Origin of the sequence: Capnocytophaga gingivalis ATCC 33624, from assembly GCF_000174755.1 — a bacterium.
Lineage (GTDB): Bacteria > Bacteroidota > Bacteroidia > Flavobacteriales > Flavobacteriaceae > Capnocytophaga > Capnocytophaga gingivalis.
In genome coordinates, this window is sequence record NZ_ACLQ01000019.1 from 163,329 (window position 1) to 180,615 (window position 17,287).

General features: G+C 39.9%; 16 protein-coding genes. 11 read left to right on the forward strand and 5 right to left on the reverse strand.

Annotation, left to right across the window (positions count from 1 at the left end):
- Positions 1-131 precede the first annotated feature (131 nt).
- From CAPGI0001_RS07010 to CAPGI0001_RS07020, 3 genes are all read left to right on the forward strand, one after another.
- Positions 132-1,082: an acetyl-CoA carboxylase carboxyltransferase subunit alpha gene (locus CAPGI0001_RS07010; RefSeq protein ID WP_002668442.1), complete on the forward strand. Its 951-nt coding sequence runs from the start codon at positions 132-134 to the stop codon at positions 1,080-1,082.
- An 81-nt stretch (positions 1,083-1,163) separates the two neighbouring features.
- Complete coding sequence (locus CAPGI0001_RS07015; RefSeq protein ID WP_002667999.1) at positions 1,164-1,460, forward strand: hypothetical protein; 297 nt, start codon at positions 1,164-1,166, stop codon at positions 1,458-1,460.
- 18 nt (positions 1,461-1,478) lie between these two features.
- Positions 1,479-1,886, forward strand: a complete 408-nt coding sequence (locus tag CAPGI0001_RS07020) for a hypothetical protein (protein ID WP_002668256.1) — start codon at positions 1,479-1,481, stop codon at positions 1,884-1,886.
- Positions 1,887-1,893: 7 nt separating this feature from the next.
- Here the strand turns inward: CAPGI0001_RS07020 and CAPGI0001_RS07025 are convergent, their stop codons facing one another.
- Positions 1,894-2,886: a helix-turn-helix domain-containing protein gene (locus tag CAPGI0001_RS07025; RefSeq protein WP_002668575.1), complete on the reverse strand. Its 993-nt coding sequence runs from the start codon at positions 2,884-2,886 to the stop codon at positions 1,894-1,896.
- Between the two features lie 192 nt (positions 2,887-3,078).
- Between CAPGI0001_RS07025 and CAPGI0001_RS07030 the strand changes: the two genes are divergently transcribed.
- Genes CAPGI0001_RS07030 through CAPGI0001_RS07040 form a run of 3 tightly spaced genes read left to right on the forward strand, consistent with a single transcriptional unit; the run spans position 3,079 to position 7,473 of the window.
- Entirely contained in the window at positions 3,079-5,406 is a 2,328-nt protein-coding gene (locus tag CAPGI0001_RS07030; RefSeq protein WP_002667998.1) for a TonB-dependent receptor, read from the forward strand.
- Between the two features lie 23 nt (positions 5,407-5,429).
- Positions 5,430-6,656: a Kelch repeat-containing protein gene (locus tag CAPGI0001_RS07035; protein ID WP_002668546.1), complete on the forward strand. Its 1,227-nt coding sequence runs from the start codon at positions 5,430-5,432 to the stop codon at positions 6,654-6,656.
- A gap of 31 nt (positions 6,657-6,687) precedes the next feature.
- Complete coding sequence (locus CAPGI0001_RS07040; protein ID WP_040359975.1) at positions 6,688-7,473, forward strand: class I SAM-dependent methyltransferase; 786 nt, start codon at positions 6,688-6,690, stop codon at positions 7,471-7,473.
- On the opposite strand, the gene CAPGI0001_RS07045 is transcribed toward CAPGI0001_RS07040, so the two are convergent.
- Entirely contained in the window at positions 7,463-8,185 is a 723-nt protein-coding gene (locus tag CAPGI0001_RS07045) for a FadR/GntR family transcriptional regulator (protein ID WP_002668494.1), read from the reverse strand. The two genes, CAPGI0001_RS07040 and CAPGI0001_RS07045, sit on opposite strands and share 11 nt — an antisense overlap.
- Positions 8,186-8,451: 266 nt before the next feature.
- On the opposite strand from CAPGI0001_RS07045, the gene CAPGI0001_RS07050 reads away from it, so the two are divergent.
- The 5 genes from CAPGI0001_RS07050 to CAPGI0001_RS07070 all read left to right on the forward strand — a co-directional run bounded on the left by CAPGI0001_RS07050 (position 8,452) and on the right by CAPGI0001_RS07070 (position 14,270).
- The gene (locus CAPGI0001_RS07050) at positions 8,452-9,873 is read left to right on the forward strand and encodes a S1C family serine protease (protein ID WP_040359901.1); all 1,422 of its coding nucleotides are present in this window, start codon (positions 8,452-8,454) and stop codon (positions 9,871-9,873) included.
- Positions 9,874-10,085: 212 nt separating this feature from the next.
- A complete protein-coding gene (locus CAPGI0001_RS07055) occupies positions 10,086-11,324 on the forward strand; it encodes a hypothetical protein (RefSeq protein ID WP_002668549.1) in 1,239 nt (412 codons plus the stop codon).
- A 278-nt stretch (positions 11,325-11,602) separates the two neighbouring features.
- Positions 11,603-12,367: a murein L,D-transpeptidase catalytic domain family protein gene (locus tag CAPGI0001_RS07060; RefSeq protein ID WP_002668042.1), complete on the forward strand. Its 765-nt coding sequence runs from the start codon at positions 11,603-11,605 to the stop codon at positions 12,365-12,367.
- Between the two features lie 29 nt (positions 12,368-12,396).
- Positions 12,397-13,491: a Nif3-like dinuclear metal center hexameric protein gene (locus CAPGI0001_RS07065; RefSeq protein ID WP_002668191.1), complete on the forward strand. Its 1,095-nt coding sequence runs from the start codon at positions 12,397-12,399 to the stop codon at positions 13,489-13,491.
- A 2-nt stretch (positions 13,492-13,493) separates the two neighbouring features.
- A complete protein-coding gene (locus tag CAPGI0001_RS07070; RefSeq protein WP_002668398.1) occupies positions 13,494-14,270 on the forward strand; it encodes a zinc ribbon domain-containing protein in 777 nt (258 codons plus the stop codon).
- 74 nt (positions 14,271-14,344) lie between these two features.
- On the opposite strand, the gene CAPGI0001_RS07075 is transcribed toward CAPGI0001_RS07070, so the two are convergent.
- The 3 genes from CAPGI0001_RS07075 to CAPGI0001_RS07085 all read right to left on the reverse strand — a co-directional run bounded on the left by CAPGI0001_RS07075 (position 14,345) and on the right by CAPGI0001_RS07085 (position 17,203).
- Positions 14,345-14,980 (reverse strand): endonuclease III domain-containing protein, encoded by a 636-nt coding sequence (locus tag CAPGI0001_RS07075; RefSeq protein WP_002668069.1) that lies wholly within the window; start codon positions 14,978-14,980, stop codon positions 14,345-14,347.
- 22 nt (positions 14,981-15,002) lie between these two features.
- On the reverse strand, positions 15,003-16,433 hold the full coding sequence (locus tag CAPGI0001_RS07080) for an L-serine ammonia-lyase (RefSeq protein ID WP_002668057.1): 1,431 nt from the start codon (positions 16,431-16,433) through the stop codon (positions 15,003-15,005).
- Between the two features lie 104 nt (positions 16,434-16,537).
- The gene (locus tag CAPGI0001_RS07085) at positions 16,538-17,203 is read right to left on the reverse strand and encodes an SCO family protein (RefSeq protein WP_002668233.1); all 666 of its coding nucleotides are present in this window, start codon (positions 17,201-17,203) and stop codon (positions 16,538-16,540) included.
- Positions 17,204-17,287 lie beyond the last annotated feature (84 nt).

Sequence of the window (17,287 nt, forward strand, 5' to 3'; positions counted from 1 at the left end):
GATTAAAGACTAACTCAAAACTTAAAACTTAAAACTCAAAACTTAATTATTGCTTTTTTCGAAAAAAATACGTACTTTTGCACCGCTAATAGTGTAGCTTTTATTGCTACTTTCTTTCAAACTTAAAGAATATGGAATATTTAGATTTTGAGCAACCTATCAAGGAACTCGAAGAACAATTAGATAAATGTATTGCCCTTGGAAATGAAAGTAATGTAGATGTCTCTGACACTTGTAAGAAGCTTACCAAGCGCTTAGAACAGGTAAAAAAAGAGATCTATGAGAACCTTACTCCATGGCAGCGTGTACAGGTATCCCGACATATTGACCGCCCTTATGCTCTTGATTATATCAAGGCGCTCTGTGGAGATACTTTCTTGGAGCTCCATGGTGACCGTACTGTAGGAGACGATAAGGCCATGATCGGAGGCTTAGGAAAAATAGGAGACCAATCCTATATGTTTATAGGCCAACAAAAAGGGAATAATACCAAAAGTCGCCAGTATCGCAACTTTGGGATGCCCAACCCTGAGGGATATCGCAAGGCTTTACGCCTGATGAAATCTGCCGAGAAATTCAATATCCCTGTAGTTACCTTTATTGATACCCCTGGTGCTTACCCTGGTATAGAAGCTGAGGAAAGAGGTCAGGGAGAGGCTATCGCACGCAACTTATTAGAAATGGCGCGCTTGCAAGTGCCTATCATTGTCTTTATCATAGGCGAAGGTGCCTCTGGAGGTGCACTCGGTATAGGGGTGGGTGACAAGGTATTTATGCTGGAGAATACTTGGTATTCCGTAATTTCTCCTGAATCTTGCTCTTCGATCCTTTGGCGTACTTGGGAGTACAAGGAGCGTGCCGCTGATGCCCTCAAACTCACCGCTAAGGATATGAAAGACAATGGCCTTATCGACGAAATTATCAAAGAACCTCTTGGCGGTGCGCATCGCGACCGAGAAGCAGTCTTCGAAAGTGTCAAGAAAGCTATTGAGGATACCTTTAAAAAACTCTCCAAACTCTCAGTGGAAAAACTTATCGAAAAGAGAATGGACAAATACACCAGTTATGGTGTCTACAAATAAAAATTGCAACAATTATAAGAATGAAAAATTGGTTTAAGATTGTATGTATAGCCCTAAGTATAGGGCTATTGGCGAGCAGCTGTGGCGCTTTCCAAGGATTTGCCTGCCCTCACGGCAGAAGATGCTAACCTAAAATACCTTACTATGTCGGCTAAAGTACGAGCTTTCCTCTTCAATTTTCTTTGTTTTGGAGCCTTATTTATCCTTATTCGCTTAGGGATTCTCTATTTTTTTCCTGAGCTTTCCTATGCAGTAACTTTTGCAATTACTGGGATTCTCTCTATCTTACTCTCTCCCCGCTTTGCAGCTTTTGAGCAAGAGGGAAAGGAAATCCTACTGATGCGTTGGATTTTCCTCAAAGGAATCCGACAACTATAACTCCGTTATATTTATAGTATGCAAATACAGCTAAAGAGATTAGGCAAGAAGAAAGTACACTTAGTAGAGGTAACTTTGGCTCATACTCCCCACACCCTGAGGGAACTCATCACCGAGTGTGTGAGGAGCGAGGTGGAACGCTTCAATGAGTCACGGGAGGAAACCTCTCTCCTACCCTTCCTCTCTCCCCAAGAGATAGGCGAGCAAGCCCAAGGAGGGAAAATCACCTTTGGAGAAAAAGAGAATAGGACTCTGGCAGACTTAGACACAGCTCTTGATACGGCATTATTGGCATTTACCGATGGGCTTTTTACTGTTTTTATCAATGATGAGGAAGTTAAAAGCTTGGACGCTCCCCTGACTATTGAGGCTGATACTGTTATCACCTTTATTCGACTTACCTTCTTAGTGGGAGGATACTGGTAGGTTCTATTTATTGCCCCCTTACCCCCTGCGGAGTCATGCCAAACTTACGCTTGAAAGCTGTAGAAAAGTGTGAAAGGTACTCATATCCACACTGAAAGGCTATTTCACTGATGGACTTATCTGTATATAATAATAGCTGTTGGGCTAAGTTCATCTTATAATCATACAAATAACCAAAAATGGTATTGCCAAAAACTTCCTTAAACCCATAGCAGAGTTTTTTCTCATTCATTCCCACTTCCCGAGCCAACTCACTGATAGAGGGAGTATGTAGCAAATCACTGACAATCAGCTCACTTACTTCATGTATCTTGTCTATATCGGTATGGGTCTTACAGTACTGATAGGCTTGGTACTTTTGTACCTCCATCTGCTGAAGCTGCAACAAGAATAATTCCAATACCTTAAGATCGGCATAAGCACCTGCGGCCTTACCCAAGAGCTGAGTATTGTCTAATTGCTGCAAAATAGCCTGCATCTGCATAGAAGTACAGAAACTACCCCTATTATTGAGCAAAAAATTCCCTCCTTTTTGGTATCTTTCATAGATATTCTTAAAGGTATCAGGATATTTTTCTGCCATTTGGGAAAATTCTGCCTCACTTACAGCTATGGTAATCACTTCCAAGGTATCATTTTTGAGAAAAATATCCCTTCCTAAGCATTCTTCCTTGCAGAAGAAAAGATTATGCCCTCCTTGTTTGGAGGAAAAAAGTTGCCCATTTATATCTACAAATATTCCTTTCTGGGACTTCGTTACAAAATAAAAACGTACTGAGGGAATGGCCATACGTCCTTCAAAAGAATAATTGTCATTTACTTGTGCTGTCCAATTATAATAGGTATGCTGTCCTATTTCTTTCCCTTGGGTGATGAATGTCCCTATCTTATTCTGAAGCCTGCCATAATAAGCCTCCATCTCCTGTTCACTCTTTATGAGTGGAACCTCTACTTGCGCTACGCTCAGCTCCTGCATATCTAATATTGATAATCGCTTCATCTTATTTTTGCTATTGAGATTAAAATCTTTGCTATTGAGATTAAAATAGAATAAAAACAAAAAACGTAAGTTTGCTCAACCTTATTAGTAATTTAGAACAAAAATAAATAATTTCCCTGATACTGACAAATCTATTTCCCTTTTTAACAAAACAAAAATATCTAAAACACCATCAATCAAAGAGATAAAGTTATGTTATTCAAAAAGATTTTCTATCTATTTTTACTATTTTCTCCCACTCTGATAGCCCAAAACAAAGGAGTTCTCTCTGGAAAAGTACTTGATAAGAGCACTGGAGAGCCCCTGATCAATGCTGAAATCATCATCAAGGACTTGAACAAAGGTACCACTACAGATGATAAAGGTTTCTATCAGATACACAACCTGCCCTTAGGCAGTTACACTGTATCTTTCTATTATCTTGGCTATCAGAGTGTAAGCAAAAGGATTAATATTACTGAACAAACACACCTGAGTGTATCCCTAAAGGAAGAAAAGCAAGAAATCGGAGAAATGGTCTTCACTGCCAAGACTATTGCTCACCAGAAAAAAGAGGAAGCCATGCCTGTTACTGTAATTAACCTATCCAATATGCGGGGTACTGTGAGCAGCGTACAGGACATATTGATTAAGACTGTGGGGGTTACCATCCGCTCCTCTGGCGGGGTAGGAAGTTCCTCTCGCCTTTCTGTACGTGGCTTGGAAGGCAAGCGTATCGGTTTTTTTATAGACGAACTCCCTTTGAGCGAACAGACAGATTATATTGACATCAATGATATTCCTGTGGATATGATTGACCGTATCGAGATCTACAAAGGAGTAGTACCTGCCCGCTTCGGTGGTTCCTCTCTTGGTGGGGCGGTCAATATCGTCATTCGTGAGTATCCTGAGAAATATGCCGACCTGAGCTATGGGTTGGAGTCCTTCTATACACATAAGCTGCAAGCGGTCTTCAAGCGCAACCTCAAGGAAAAAGGCCTTACTTTTGGGATTGGCGGTAGCTATACTACTGCTGATAACAACTATACTTTTGAATCTCCTTACCGCAAGGGCTTATATATCACTCGTAATCATGATAAATACCAGAAAATACTAGTAGGGGGAAGTTTTAAAGCTCACAAATGGTGGTTTGATGAGGTAGAAGTAGAGCCTGTTGTGGTCAAAACTTACAAAGAAATTCAAGGGATAGAGTATGATATCCGTGAGGCACATAGCCGTTCACTTATGACAGGATTGGCAACCAAGCTAACAAAAGACCATTTTTTCTTGGATGGGCTCAACTTTGACATGCTCAATGGACTGGTATTCACCAAGATGAATTTCATAGACAAGGCTACCCGCCGGTACGAATGGGATGGAGCCTCCTACCCTACTCCCTCTCGCTATGGGGGTGAAGTGGGCTACAATTTCCCTTCGGATTCCGATGATCGAAAGTTTTCTTTTGTCAATAAGACCAACTTGGAGTATCTGATCAATCAAAACCACTCCTTGAATTTCAATACAGTACTCTCTGTTGCCAAAGGTACCCCTAAGGACGAACTCAAGAAGCAAAGTCTGGGTAAGCAAGTGAATTTTGATTCTCACATGCTCAGCTGGGTCAGTGGGCTAACGTATGATTTCCGTACTTCCGATGATGTCTTCCTCAACTCTCTTACAGGGCGCTACTATCTCTATACCATGCATACCCAGAGGGCACCCCTCTTTGTTCCTGGTCAGTACAATGTAGATTTGAACAAAAGCAGCTTTGGAATCAGTGATGCCTTGCGTTATCGTTTTCTCCCGTCCTTTATGGGAAAACTATCCGTAGGGCATGATGTCCGTATCCCTACAGAGAGCGAACTCTTAGGCGATGGGATTGCTATTGTCCCCAGTGGAGATTTGCTCCCTGAGCGCAATACTAATATCAATGTGGGCTGCCTACTGGATCTGGTAGGCAAGCACCCAAGCAATGCTCAGATCGAGCTGAATCTTTTCTATATGCATCTGAAGGATATGATCCGCTATACTGCAGGACTTATAGGAGCTCAGTATCAAAACTTCGGGGAAATGCGCACCATAGGAGTCGAGTTCGAAGCCAAAGCGGACATTCTTCCCTCCCTCTATGCTTATGTAAATACCACCTATCAAGACCTTAGGGACATACGCGACTATGAGCCTGCCAGCACTATACCCAATCCTACCAAAGACAAGCGTATGCCTAATATCCCTTATCTCATGGGCAATATAGGCTTGGAGTTCCACCGAGAAAACCTCTTTGGGGGTTTGGGACAAAATACCCGTATCTTCTTGGATTATGCTTTTGTTGAAGAATATTACTATGATTTTGAGATGACCCAGCTCGACAAGCGTCGTATTCCTCGTAGTATGACCTTTGATTTGGGCTTTGAGCATAGTTTTCTCAACAACAAACTCTTTATCTCAGGAAAAATACGCAATCTTACTGACCAAAAAGTACTCACCGAGTTCAACCGTCCCCTCCCAGGTATCAATGGAGGGGTAAAACTCCGACTTATATTCTAAAATCAACTAAAAATCATATTATCATGTATTCAAAATTTTTCTTAACCTTATGTGCTTGCGCTGTACTGGGTACTGCCTGCAAGAAAGATGAAAAAGAAGAAGTGGCTGCTCACACTTCTAAAAGTAGTGGTAAATACTTATTGGAAACCTCTGTAAAAAATGAGGATGGAATGAGTGGTGTCTCCTATATACAGCTGACTGATAAACTTGTAGGAGATATAAACAACTCTCAAGGAGAACAAATAGAGTTTGGCTCCTCTGTACAAGTAGAAGGTAATGACGTCTATATCTTTGATACCATGAAAGGTGTCGGGGGGATAACCCGTTGGAGCTATGACTCCGCTACTAAAAAACTCACCAAAGGGGCTAACCTTCCTGCACCTGCTAACTCTATGGTAGGACACCTTGAAAAAGTAAGTGATACCAAGGCTTACTTACCGCTCTATGGACAAGGAATTGTATGGATCATCAATCCCAAAACCATGGAGAAAACAGGGGAAATTGCCCTAAACCAATATGCTCATGGAGATACCAACCCTGAGCCTGCTATGGGACTTATCCATGATGGCAAATACTACTTATGTCTCACCCAAGTAGACTCTGGAAAAGGTTGGCAGCCCTATGCTGACTATCAGCAGAGTGATGTAGCGATTATTGATATCCAAACCGATAAGGTAGAGAAGATAGCCTCCGAAAAAGAGACAAAACTTACCTTTCCTACACGCCCTATGTCCCAATGTAGTGGTATGATATTCACTAATGAAGCAGGTGATATTTACATAGCTACGGTGGGATACTTTGGATTTAATCCTGCAAATAAAAAATGTGGCTTTATCTGTATTCCTAAAGGAGCCACTGAGTTTGACACCAATAGGTCTTGGGATATCTCCACTACTGCTATTGAGGGATTTGAGTATAAGGCAGCTTCTGTCTTCAGTGCTCAATATGTGGGTAATAACAAAGTAGTTGCTTATGTAGGTATTCATGAGTTAGCTTCCCAAAACCCCTATACTGCCAAAAGTGCTTTGGCTGTTCTCATTGACCTTCATGCTAAGACAATCAAAAAGATAGAGGGTATTCCTCTCACCGATGGGCATAGTATATCCATTAACAAAGTAGGAACTAATGCTGTCTTCGGTGCTTTTGGAACCGATAAGGTAGGTCTGTTTTCCTTTGATCCTGCTACAGGAGCCTTACAACAACTCCTTAGCACTCAGGGAAATCCCGCTTATTTCCACGCTTTTGAATAGAATTATGAAATTAGGAAAAATACCTGAAACCATGCTCATTACCTTATGGGCAAAAGCTGAGGAACACCACTACTCCCCTCCCTTTCTCATAGACAAGAAGGCCGAAGAGATGATTCCTCAGATAGATTATGACTTTTCCAAGTTCAACAAATCTAAATTCAGCCAAGCGGGGGTCTGTCTCAGGGCAAGCCTTATAGATAAGGAAGCTCAAACCTTCATCTCTGCCCATCCCGATGCGGTAGTAATACAATTGGGCGCTGGCTTAGACGCTCGCTACGAACGCTTGGGAAGCCCTACGATGACCCATTGGTACGAATTGGATCTGCCGGAAGTGATTGAATTGCGTAAAAAGTTCTTCGAGGAGAATGATAGGCGTACCTTTATCCCTCTTTCCCTCTTTGACTACCAATGGATAGAAACCATCAAGGCTCATCAGAAGCCCATCCTTATCATTGTAGAGGGGGTACTGATGTACTTTGAGCGTGCACAAGTGAAGGCTTTCTTTGAGAACCTTTGTCAAAAGTGCGAGAAGGCTACCCTTCTCTTTGACATGTTGGCTTACAGTCTTGTGGGTCATGCCAAAAATCACGATTCTCTCGGCTCTATGGACAAGGAACAGCGCCCCGAATTTAGATGGAGTGAGCGAGATAGTCACACACTTGAGCACTGGCACCCTGCCCTACATGTAGAAAGAGAATATTTTATGAGTGATTACAACCGAGGGCGTTATCCTTTTATCTTTAGAATGCTCTACAAAATTCCCTATTTTTATAAAAGGTTCAATCAGCGAGTAGTAGTATTGGGGATTAGTAACTAATCCCCAATACTTTGATATAGTGTGCATTGAGATGCTCTCTCATAAGCTCTCTGAAAGAAAAAGGAGTACCTTGCTTGAGTTCTTCTAAGAGGTCTCGGTGGGTAACTTGTTTGCCCCCTTCGGGGAGTATATAAGCGGCTTGATAACGATTCAGATCATGTACATATTGGAAAATAGGCATAAAGACATCCTGAAATTTTTTCAAAATATCATTCCCTGCCATCTCATACAGTTTTCCATGAAATTGTCGTTCCTCTTCTATAGAGAAATTAAAACTATCACAGCGCTGTTCTTCTGAGTTTTTTACTATATCCTCCAAGTCCTTAAGTTGTCGAGGGGTCTTACGAGCAAATACAAAGTCTGCCATACCTACTTCCAGCATCAGCCTAAGCTCAAAGAGGTTCGAAAGTCGCCCTACATCTACCAAAGCAGGGTCGAGCATCTTTTCAAAATTGTGCACCAAATCAGGCTCCAGAATGACCATCCCTCTGTGCTTGCGAGATTCTACCAAGCCTAAAGTCCTAAGTCGTAGCATGGCTTCTCTTATCGCTGTACGGCTCACTCCTAAGGTCTCGGCAAATTCCAATTCCTTAGGCAGTGCATCTCCAGCCTTTAGCGCATTCTCCTTAATATACTCAATAATATGCTTCTCTACCCTATCTACTAAGGAATCATTCTCTGAAGCAGTTGTTTTCTCCTTTAATGGCTTCATAAAAGAGTCGAATTACTTATATATTTATTTGGTACAAAATTACAATTTTTTTTCTACCTGACCAATATAACTGACATTTTTATTTCCTCCTCTATTCTTCCTACCCAAAAGCTATTGATAAGAATATCAATGAACTAAATTAGAAGATACATTAAATTCTTGTTAATTTTTTAATCCTATTCTTTTTGGCATTGTTTTTGATAAGCATTATTCGTATTTTTAGAGTTAAAAAAATAGATATTATTAATTATTTTAAGATTTTAGATATGAAAAAATATTTTACATCAGTTATTTCCGCTATTATGGGCGGAGCTATTGCCTTAGGTGGCTATCATTTTATTACTAAAAATCAAGAGAATAGTACTTTTTCTTTCTCTTCTCAAGGAGATAGTACTCATGTGGCTCAGACAAATTTCCGTCAAGTAGCCAACTTCAACTTTGATGAGAATAGCTTTATCAATGCGTCCAAGAAGACTGTCAACAGTGTTGTCCATGTAAAGAATATGACCATAGCGCCAGAGATCACTTCTATCTTTGACCTCTTCAGTGGAAACACTCCTCAGCAAGGAGGTAAGGAAAGATTGGCTGGAACAGGTTCTGGAGTGATTATCTCTCCTGATGGATATATTGTTACTAATAACCATGTGATCAATGGGGCTTCTTCTGTACAAGTAACCTTAAATAACAACCAAACGTACAAGGCAGAAATCATTGGTTCTGACAGCAGTTCTGATATTGCTTTACTCAAGATAAAAGCTCCTGAAAAGTTGCCTTTCCTTTCTTTTGCCGATTCAGATAATACTCAGATTGGCGAATGGGTATTGGCCGTAGGGAATCCTTTTAACCTTACCTCTACCGTTACGGCAGGGATTATCAGTGCCAAAGCAAGAAACTTAGGCAACCAGTACAACGGAAAGATAGAGTCTTATATACAGACGGATGCTGCTGTCAATTCTGGAAATAGTGGGGGAGCTCTCGTGAATCTTAATGGAGATCTTATCGGTATCAATACTGCAATTGCTTCTGCCAATACTGGTACCTTCGTAGGTTATTCTTTTGCTGTACCAAGCAATATAGCCAAGAAGGTAGTAGAAGACCTTATCGAATACGGAAATGTACAGCGTGGTGTCTTGGGTATTGCGGGTACTGAGCTCAATTCTGAGACAGCTGAAAAACTCAAAACCAAACAAACTGAAGGTTTCTATATCGATAGTGTAGAAGATGGTTCTGGTGCTGAGAAGGCGGGAATCAAAAAAGGAGATATCATCACTCAGATGGACAACATCAAGATACGCTCTTTCTCCGACCTTAGCGGACATATCAATACCAAAAGACCTAATGACAATGTCAATATCGTAGTTCTCAGGGATGGTAAAGAAAAAGAAATCACTGTAAAACTCCAGAAAAATGATTCCTTTATAGCCAATGACTTAGGTATTATTATCAAAAACCTTTCTGACAAGGATAAAAAGGATTTCAAACTAAAAGAAGGAGTCAAAATAACCAAAACAAGTCCTCTGTATGCAGAAAATGGAATTAATTTGGACGGAAAAGTACTAATTTCTATCAATGGAAAAGAAGTAAAAGACATTGATAGTGCCAAGAGTATCCTTGAGAACAACAAATCACAGCGCTATGCCATCATTGTACAAAACAAAAATGGTGAAAAAGAACGCTATTTCTTATAAAAGTATATTTATTTATATTCATACCTTTAAAGTTTGATTTTTATTAGTGTTGAGTAGTCTGCCTTCTCTTAGGCAGACTATTTTTTTAGACTTTAACTGGGGTACAGATAAAAAAGCACTGCCCTTAGCACCTAAAATTTTAGTATTTCTAAAGGTTGTTATTTCATAATTAATTTCTAACTTTGCCCTCTGTTACTACAGAGATATTATCTATGAATACTCGCAAAGATATTCAGTGGGCTTTTCTATACTTTATCATCACCGTACTACTGGGTTTCTCCCTTAGGATGTCTTACGTTACGAACACTTTTTTCAATGTTCGTCATGTAACACATTCACATTCTCATGTGGGACTATTAGGCTGGATATATACTATACTCACTTCTCTCATCTGTCAATATTTCCTCAAAGAAGAAGACAGAAAGCCCTATCGTATTCTATTTCTCTGTACCCAAGTGACCATTTTAGGAATGCTTTTTACTTTCCCTTTTGGCGGGTATTACCTATATTCTATTATCTTTTCTTCTCTTTTTGTACTCTGCACTTATGCCTTCAGCATATTTTTCCTCAAAAGGAGTAAAAAGTTCGTTCATTTGCGCTTTACCCTTTCCAAGAGTGTAGAGCCTGTATGTGAACATCCCTTATCCCTGCGCTTTGTCCGCTGGGGGATCTATTTTTTGGTATTATCAAGTATCGGTATCTGGTTGCTCCCTGTAGCTATTGTCAAGACAGGCAAAGGGGATTGGTACAATAGTGCCCTATATTTTTTCCTACACTTTCAGTATAATGGTTGGTTCTTAGCCGTAATCCTGAGCCTTTTGGTAGGGGAAATCGAACACAAAAGTCTATTGATTAACAAGCAACTCTATAAAGCTTTCTATTGCTTTATCTTAGGTACTATAGGGTCTGTAACCCTATCTTGGGTAGGCTTCTTTGATCATCCTTTGCTATATATTATTGGCAATATATCTGGATTCCTACTCCTGATCAGTGTTTTCGAGATTTATAAAGCTTATAACCAATTGGAAAAACCCGCTTTCCTCATGAAAGCCTTCCTTTTGTTATGGGCTATAAAAACACTCCTAATGTTCTTAGGATCTTTTCCTTGGATTGCTCAAGTGATTCTCCCCAATAGAGAGTTTATCATCAGCTATTTACACTTTACTTTTTTAGGTGTCATTGCCTTTGGGGTGCTCCATTTCCTAAGCAAGAACTTACATATACGCTTCCCTTGGTGGAGTCTCTCTCTCTACACTACTGCTTTTATAGGCACCGAAACACTAATCACCTACAAGGGTATAGCCATCTATGCTCAGTGGTTCCTCCCCAATAATTACCCTATTCTTTTAGTGGTTTTCAGCACTCTTTTCTTTATAGCAGTAGGAAATTGGTGTTATATCATTTTTAGAAAAACACATACATCCTCCAACCAAATATTTTCTAAAAAATAACTTTAACACTTATTATAAACTGAATACTTTCTAAAACTTTTTAATCTCATGTAAGTTAAAGTTTTGTTTTAAAAGGTTAAAGTTTGTTATCTATTTAAAAACACTTTTATTATTAATTTAAAATACAATTAATTCATTTTTAGTTTTTTATGAATTAAAGTTCTTTATTAATTATCAACATACTAAAAACTTATTAACAGATTAACATAAAATACATTTGTATATTTCCATAGTTTTTCGGAATTTTGCCTCGTTATCAATAAGTTTCTTTATCCAATATGAAAAATTTTGTCTATTTTTGTCTCATTTCTTTTTGTTTGGCTTCTTTTTCTTCTTATAGTCAGGCATCCAAACCCATCTCCCCCAAGATTACTAAGATTATCAAGGACAGTCTCTTTGCTCCTCATGACAATTTCGAGTATGCTATCAAGCGCTTATATATCGATATCAAGGGAAGCGAACACAATCTTGATTTTAAGGCTTTTCGGTATGCATACATAGGATATCAAAACATGAAGCTAAAGAACAAACTCAATGAAAAACGCTTGTTATCTATCATTGATTTCACAAAGGATAGCGATAAAAAACGTTTCTATACTATTGACTTGGAGGCTAAAAAAATTCTCTATTACACTTATGTAGCCCATGGGAAAAAGACTGGGATGTCTTCCTCTACTTATTTTTCCAATGAAAATGAATCTCACAAGAGTAGCTTAGGCTTCTATGTTACAGGTAAAACTTACAATGGAGATGCTGGCTTTAGTCTTAAGCTCTACGGAGATGAACGCAATTACAATTCTAATGCTTATAAGCGTGGGATTGTTATCCACACTGCCGATTATATGAATGAGGATTTTTTTCAAAAAAATGGACGCTATGGACGCAGTTTGGGATGTCCAGTACTCCCTACTGACATCTACAAACAGGTGATTGAAACTATCAAAGAAGGGACTATGGTATTCGCTTATTATACCAACAAAAGGTATCTCGCTTCTTCCAAATATCTCAAGGTAAGTGACCTTACCAAAAATAATACTTTCTAAAAAGATAGGACTAATTCTTTATCTAACAAATGAAAATACAAGATGTCATCCAGTACTTGGAGACTTTAGCTCCGCTTGACTATGCAGAGAGTTTTGACAATGTAGGACTATTAGTAGGAAATGCTCAAGAGCCTTTCAGGGGGGCTCTTATCACCTTGGACACTTTGGAAGAAGTGGTTGAGGAAGCCATCCAAAGGGACTGTAACCTTATTGTAAGTTTTCACCCCATTATCTTCAGTGGGCTTAAAAGCCTTACAGGAAAAACTTATGTAGAGCGTGCTGTAATTAAGGCGATTGAGCACCATATAGCTATCTATTCTCTACACACAGCCTTAGATAATTCTTTCTGGGGAGTCAATGCTCGTATCTGTGACCAATTAAGACTCTCTGAGAGAAAAATTCTCCTTCCTCAACCTCATACTATTGAGCAATTGATAACTTATGTTCCTTCTGAGCATGCCCAAACACTGAGGGAAAAACTTTTTGAAGCGGGAGGAGGCAATATAGGTAATTACTCTCATTGTAGCTTTAACCTACAGGGAGTAGGTACTTATCAGGGCAACCTGCACAGCCATCCTACTATTGGGGAAAGAGGGGTATTCCAGCAACAAGAAGAAACTCGCATCTCTATCATATTCCCTAAGCATCTAAGAACCAAAATGTTGCAAACACTCTTTGCGCACCATCCGTACGAAGAGGTGGCTTATGAGATTCTTTCTTTGGAGAACGAGCACCAACATATTGGTTTGGGTATGATTGGCCAGCTCCCCACGCCTATGGAGGAAAAGGATTTCCTCTTGTATGTAAAGGAACGTATGCAGACCTCTTGTATCAGGCACTCTCCCTTCTTAGGAAAGAAAATACAGACAGTAGCCGTCTTAGGGGGAAGTGGAGCTTCGGCTATTGGAGCTTGCCTGAAGGCTGGGTGCGATGCGTATATCACAGCTGATGTCAAATATCATGAGTTTTTTAAGGCTGAAGGTAGGATACTTTTGGCTGATATTGGACATTATGAAAGTGAACAATTCACAAAAATGCTTTTATGGGAACAACTTACGAAAAAATTTCCTATCTTTGCATTTTATTTAGCGAATACAAATACAAATCCTATCAACTATTTATAGTTATGACGAAAAAAGAAGTATCCGTAGAGGACAAACTAAGAACCTTATACGCCTTACAACTTATTGATTGTAAGATAGATGAACTAAGAAACGTACGCGGCGAACTCCCCTTAGAAGTAGAAGATTTGGAGGATGAAGTGGCTGGATTAGAAAGCCGTGCAGAACGTCTTGTCAATGATATTGAGAAGATAAATGTTGACATTTCTACCAAGAAAAATCTCATCGAAGAGAGCAAAGGGCTTATCAAAAAATATGCAGAACAACAAAAAAATGTTCGCAACAACCGTGAGTTCAATGCTATATCTAAGGAAATTGAGTTCCAAGAGCTCGAAATCCAATTAGCTGAAAAACATTTGAAGGAATTCAAAGCAGAGATAGAACAGAAAAAACTCTCTATCGCTAAGATAAAAGACCAATTAGAAGAGCGTAAAAAACACTTACAACATAAGAAGGAAGAGCTCTCCTCTATCCTTGAAGAAACTCAAAAAGATGAGGAAACACTTTTGAAGAAATCCTTGGAAATCTCTTCTCAGATAGAACCTCGCTTGCTTAGTGCCTATCAGCGTATCAGAAATAGTGTGGTAAATCGCTTAGCTATCGTACCTGTAGAACGTGGTGCTTCTGGAGGATCTTTCTTTGTCATCCCTCCTCAAGTACAGGTAGAAATCTCTACCCGCAAGAAGATTATTACCGATGAGCACAGCGGCCGTATCCTTATTGACCCTGATTTGGCTCGTGAAGAAAAAGAAAAAATGGAAGAATTCTTCCAAGCTATGTAAATAAATTGCTTAAAACCAATCTTTTTCATTAGAAAAGGCTAAAAGTTTCTCACTTTTAGCCTTTTTTCATTTTTCTATTTTTTCTTCTTTGCCATTTTTATACCACTGGTGATAATATCCTTAGTGATATCCCAATTGCGCGCAGGCGAATAGGCGCGTGCATAGTAAATAATCTGTAAATGAAGCTTATTCCATTTGCTTTTTGGGAAAAACTTCTTAGCATCTTTCTCACTCTGTACGACTGTGGAACCATTGGATATTTCCCAGCGCTCAAGCATCCTATGTATATGGGTATCCACAGGAAAGGCTGGCACACCAAAGGCAGTACTCATCACTACACTGGCTGTCTTGTGCCCCACCGATGGCAGCGCTTCCAAGGCCTCAAAACTTTGAGGAACTTCCCCTCCATACTTATCTATAAGGATATGCGATAGATGATAGATGCCATGCGACTTCATAGGGGATAGCCCTACTGGTCTTATGATCTCTTGTATCTCTTCTTGGGTGAGCTTGATCATATCATAGGGATTGTCCGCCTTAGCAAAAAGCAAAGGGGTGATCTGGTTCACCCTCGCATCGGTACATTGGGCAGAGAGCAACACTGCAATCAGTAGGGTATATGGATCTTTGTGATCCAAGGGTATAGGAGGATCTGGATATAGCTTCTCCAAGGTCTCGGTGATAAAGTGTAGCTTCTCTTTCTTATTCATAGGCTTTTTGTATCTCTATAGGCTAACAATCAGCCATACTCACCGCTACCGCAAGTCCTGCTTCGGAAGTTTCTTTGTATTTTGTATTCATATCCTGAGCTGTTTGCCACATAGTCTGAATTACTTTGTCCAAAGGAACTTTGGCATTCTTTGGATCTGTATCCAGTGCCAGCTCGGCTGCATTGATCGCTTTGATAGCTCCCATGGCATTACGCTCTATACAAGGAATTTGTACCAAGCCTCCAATAGGATCACAGGTAAGACCTAAATGGTGTTCCATCGCTATCTCAGCGGCAATCATCACCTGCTCTGGAGTACCTCCCCATAATTCACATAGTCCCGCTGCCGCCATGGCTGAAGAAACTCCTATCTCAGCCTGACAGCCTCCCATAGCGGCAGAGATGGTAGCCCCTTTTTTGAAGAGACTTCCTATAATACCCGAGGTAAGCAGAAAACGCTCTATCTCCCTGTCACCTGCCTGAGGATTATCTATGGCTAAGTAATAGAGTAATACGGCAGGAATAACCCCCGAACTACCATTGGTAGGCGCTGTAACTACACGCCCCAAAGAGGCGTTTACCTCATTGACAGCAAGGGAAAAACAGGTTACCCACTTGAGTATTTCTCTAAAATCTACTTTCTTTTGACGAATAGCTCCAAGCCATCCTTCGAAATTGGTATAGGGCAGATGTTCGCCCATGAGTTTCTTATGAATATCGAAGGCACGCCTTCTTACATTCAGCCCTCCTGGCAGAGTTCCTTCTGTATGACAGCCTATATAGGCACATTCTATCATTGTATGCCATATCCGAAGTAGCTCCGAATGGATCTTGGATTCTTCTCTTAGGGTCTTTTCATCTTCAAAAATGATATCGGATATATTCTTTTCTTCTCGCTGACAGTGAGCAAGGAGCTCTTTTGCAGATTCGAACTCGTAAGGAAATGGCCTCTGATCTTCTTTTTTCTCTACTGCACTCTCTTCTGATTTTTCTTTAACGATAAATCCTCCCCCTATGGAATAAAAGGTTGAGGCATAGTCTTCTATTGCTTCTCCTGTTGCGGTAAAGGTAATCCCATTGGCATGGAATGGAAGAAATTTCTTATTAAAAACAACATCTGTTGCTGGATCAAAATCAATAAATCGCTCCCCTGCTAAGTGTAATTTTTTGTCCTTACCTATCTGATTTATGATAGTACTGATACTATCCACAGGTATATATTCAGGATCAGTACCACTCAACCCCAACATAGCAGCTAAGTCTGTGGCATGTCCCTTCCCAGTGAGTGAAAGAGAACCATATAGATCCACACGCACATGTTGTACCTTTTCTAATATTTGTCTTTGCCTTAGCTCCTTTAGGAAAGCTTCTGCTGCACGCCAAGGTCCCAAGGTATGGGAACTGGAGGGGCCTACCCCTATCTTAAGCATTTCAAAAACACTTACGTATTCCATAGAATTTTACAGAAATTATTTTTCGCAAAGTTACGAATTTATAATTAATTTCTAAAGTGTTCTCTCTATTTTTTTATATCTCTACTGATTCTCAAAAAGGGAGATTAATTGATTTTTTCAAGCTGTTCTTTTATTTGTTGAACTATGCTACTGCGGTCTATTCCCAAGCCTTCTTGTTGGGCTGCGAGCTCTCCTTTTGTATTGAAGACACTAATAATATTCGAATGGGAAAAATCCACAGGAGATATCTGCTTGTAATTCACTGCCAACACAGCGGCAAACTCGCGGGTCTTTTCTTCATCCGAACGCAAGAATACCCATTGGTCATCATCCATATGGCTCTCTTGGGCAAACTTCTTGAGGTGTTCTAGAGTATCTACCTTAGGATCTATACTTACCAAGATATACTTTACCTTCTCTTTGTGAGGAGCTTCTGAGGCCTCTACGGTTTTGCGTATCTCACGCATATCCGCAATAAGGATAGGGCATGCTGCCTTGCAGGAGGTATAAATCATCACCACCACCAGGACATTCCCTTGGAAATCCTTCCACTGTACCTGATTTCCATTCTGTGTAGTCCAAGTATCTGGAAGATTATAGATAGAGAGATCTGAAATCTCAGTAGCTCCCCCCTCTTCTTTTTGAGATTTTGTGGCGGTATTCTCTACCGTCTCAGAAGGGGTTTCGGCTTCCTTAGCCGTATCTGTTGTATTGTTTTTACAGGCTTGGAGACATATAACCCCCATAGCCAAAAGGAAAAACCTTTTCATAATGGTTTATTATTAATTGTTATTTTTTACCTATTTTCAAGGGGTTAAGAGAAAAAACACAAATATTGATCATTGAACATTAAT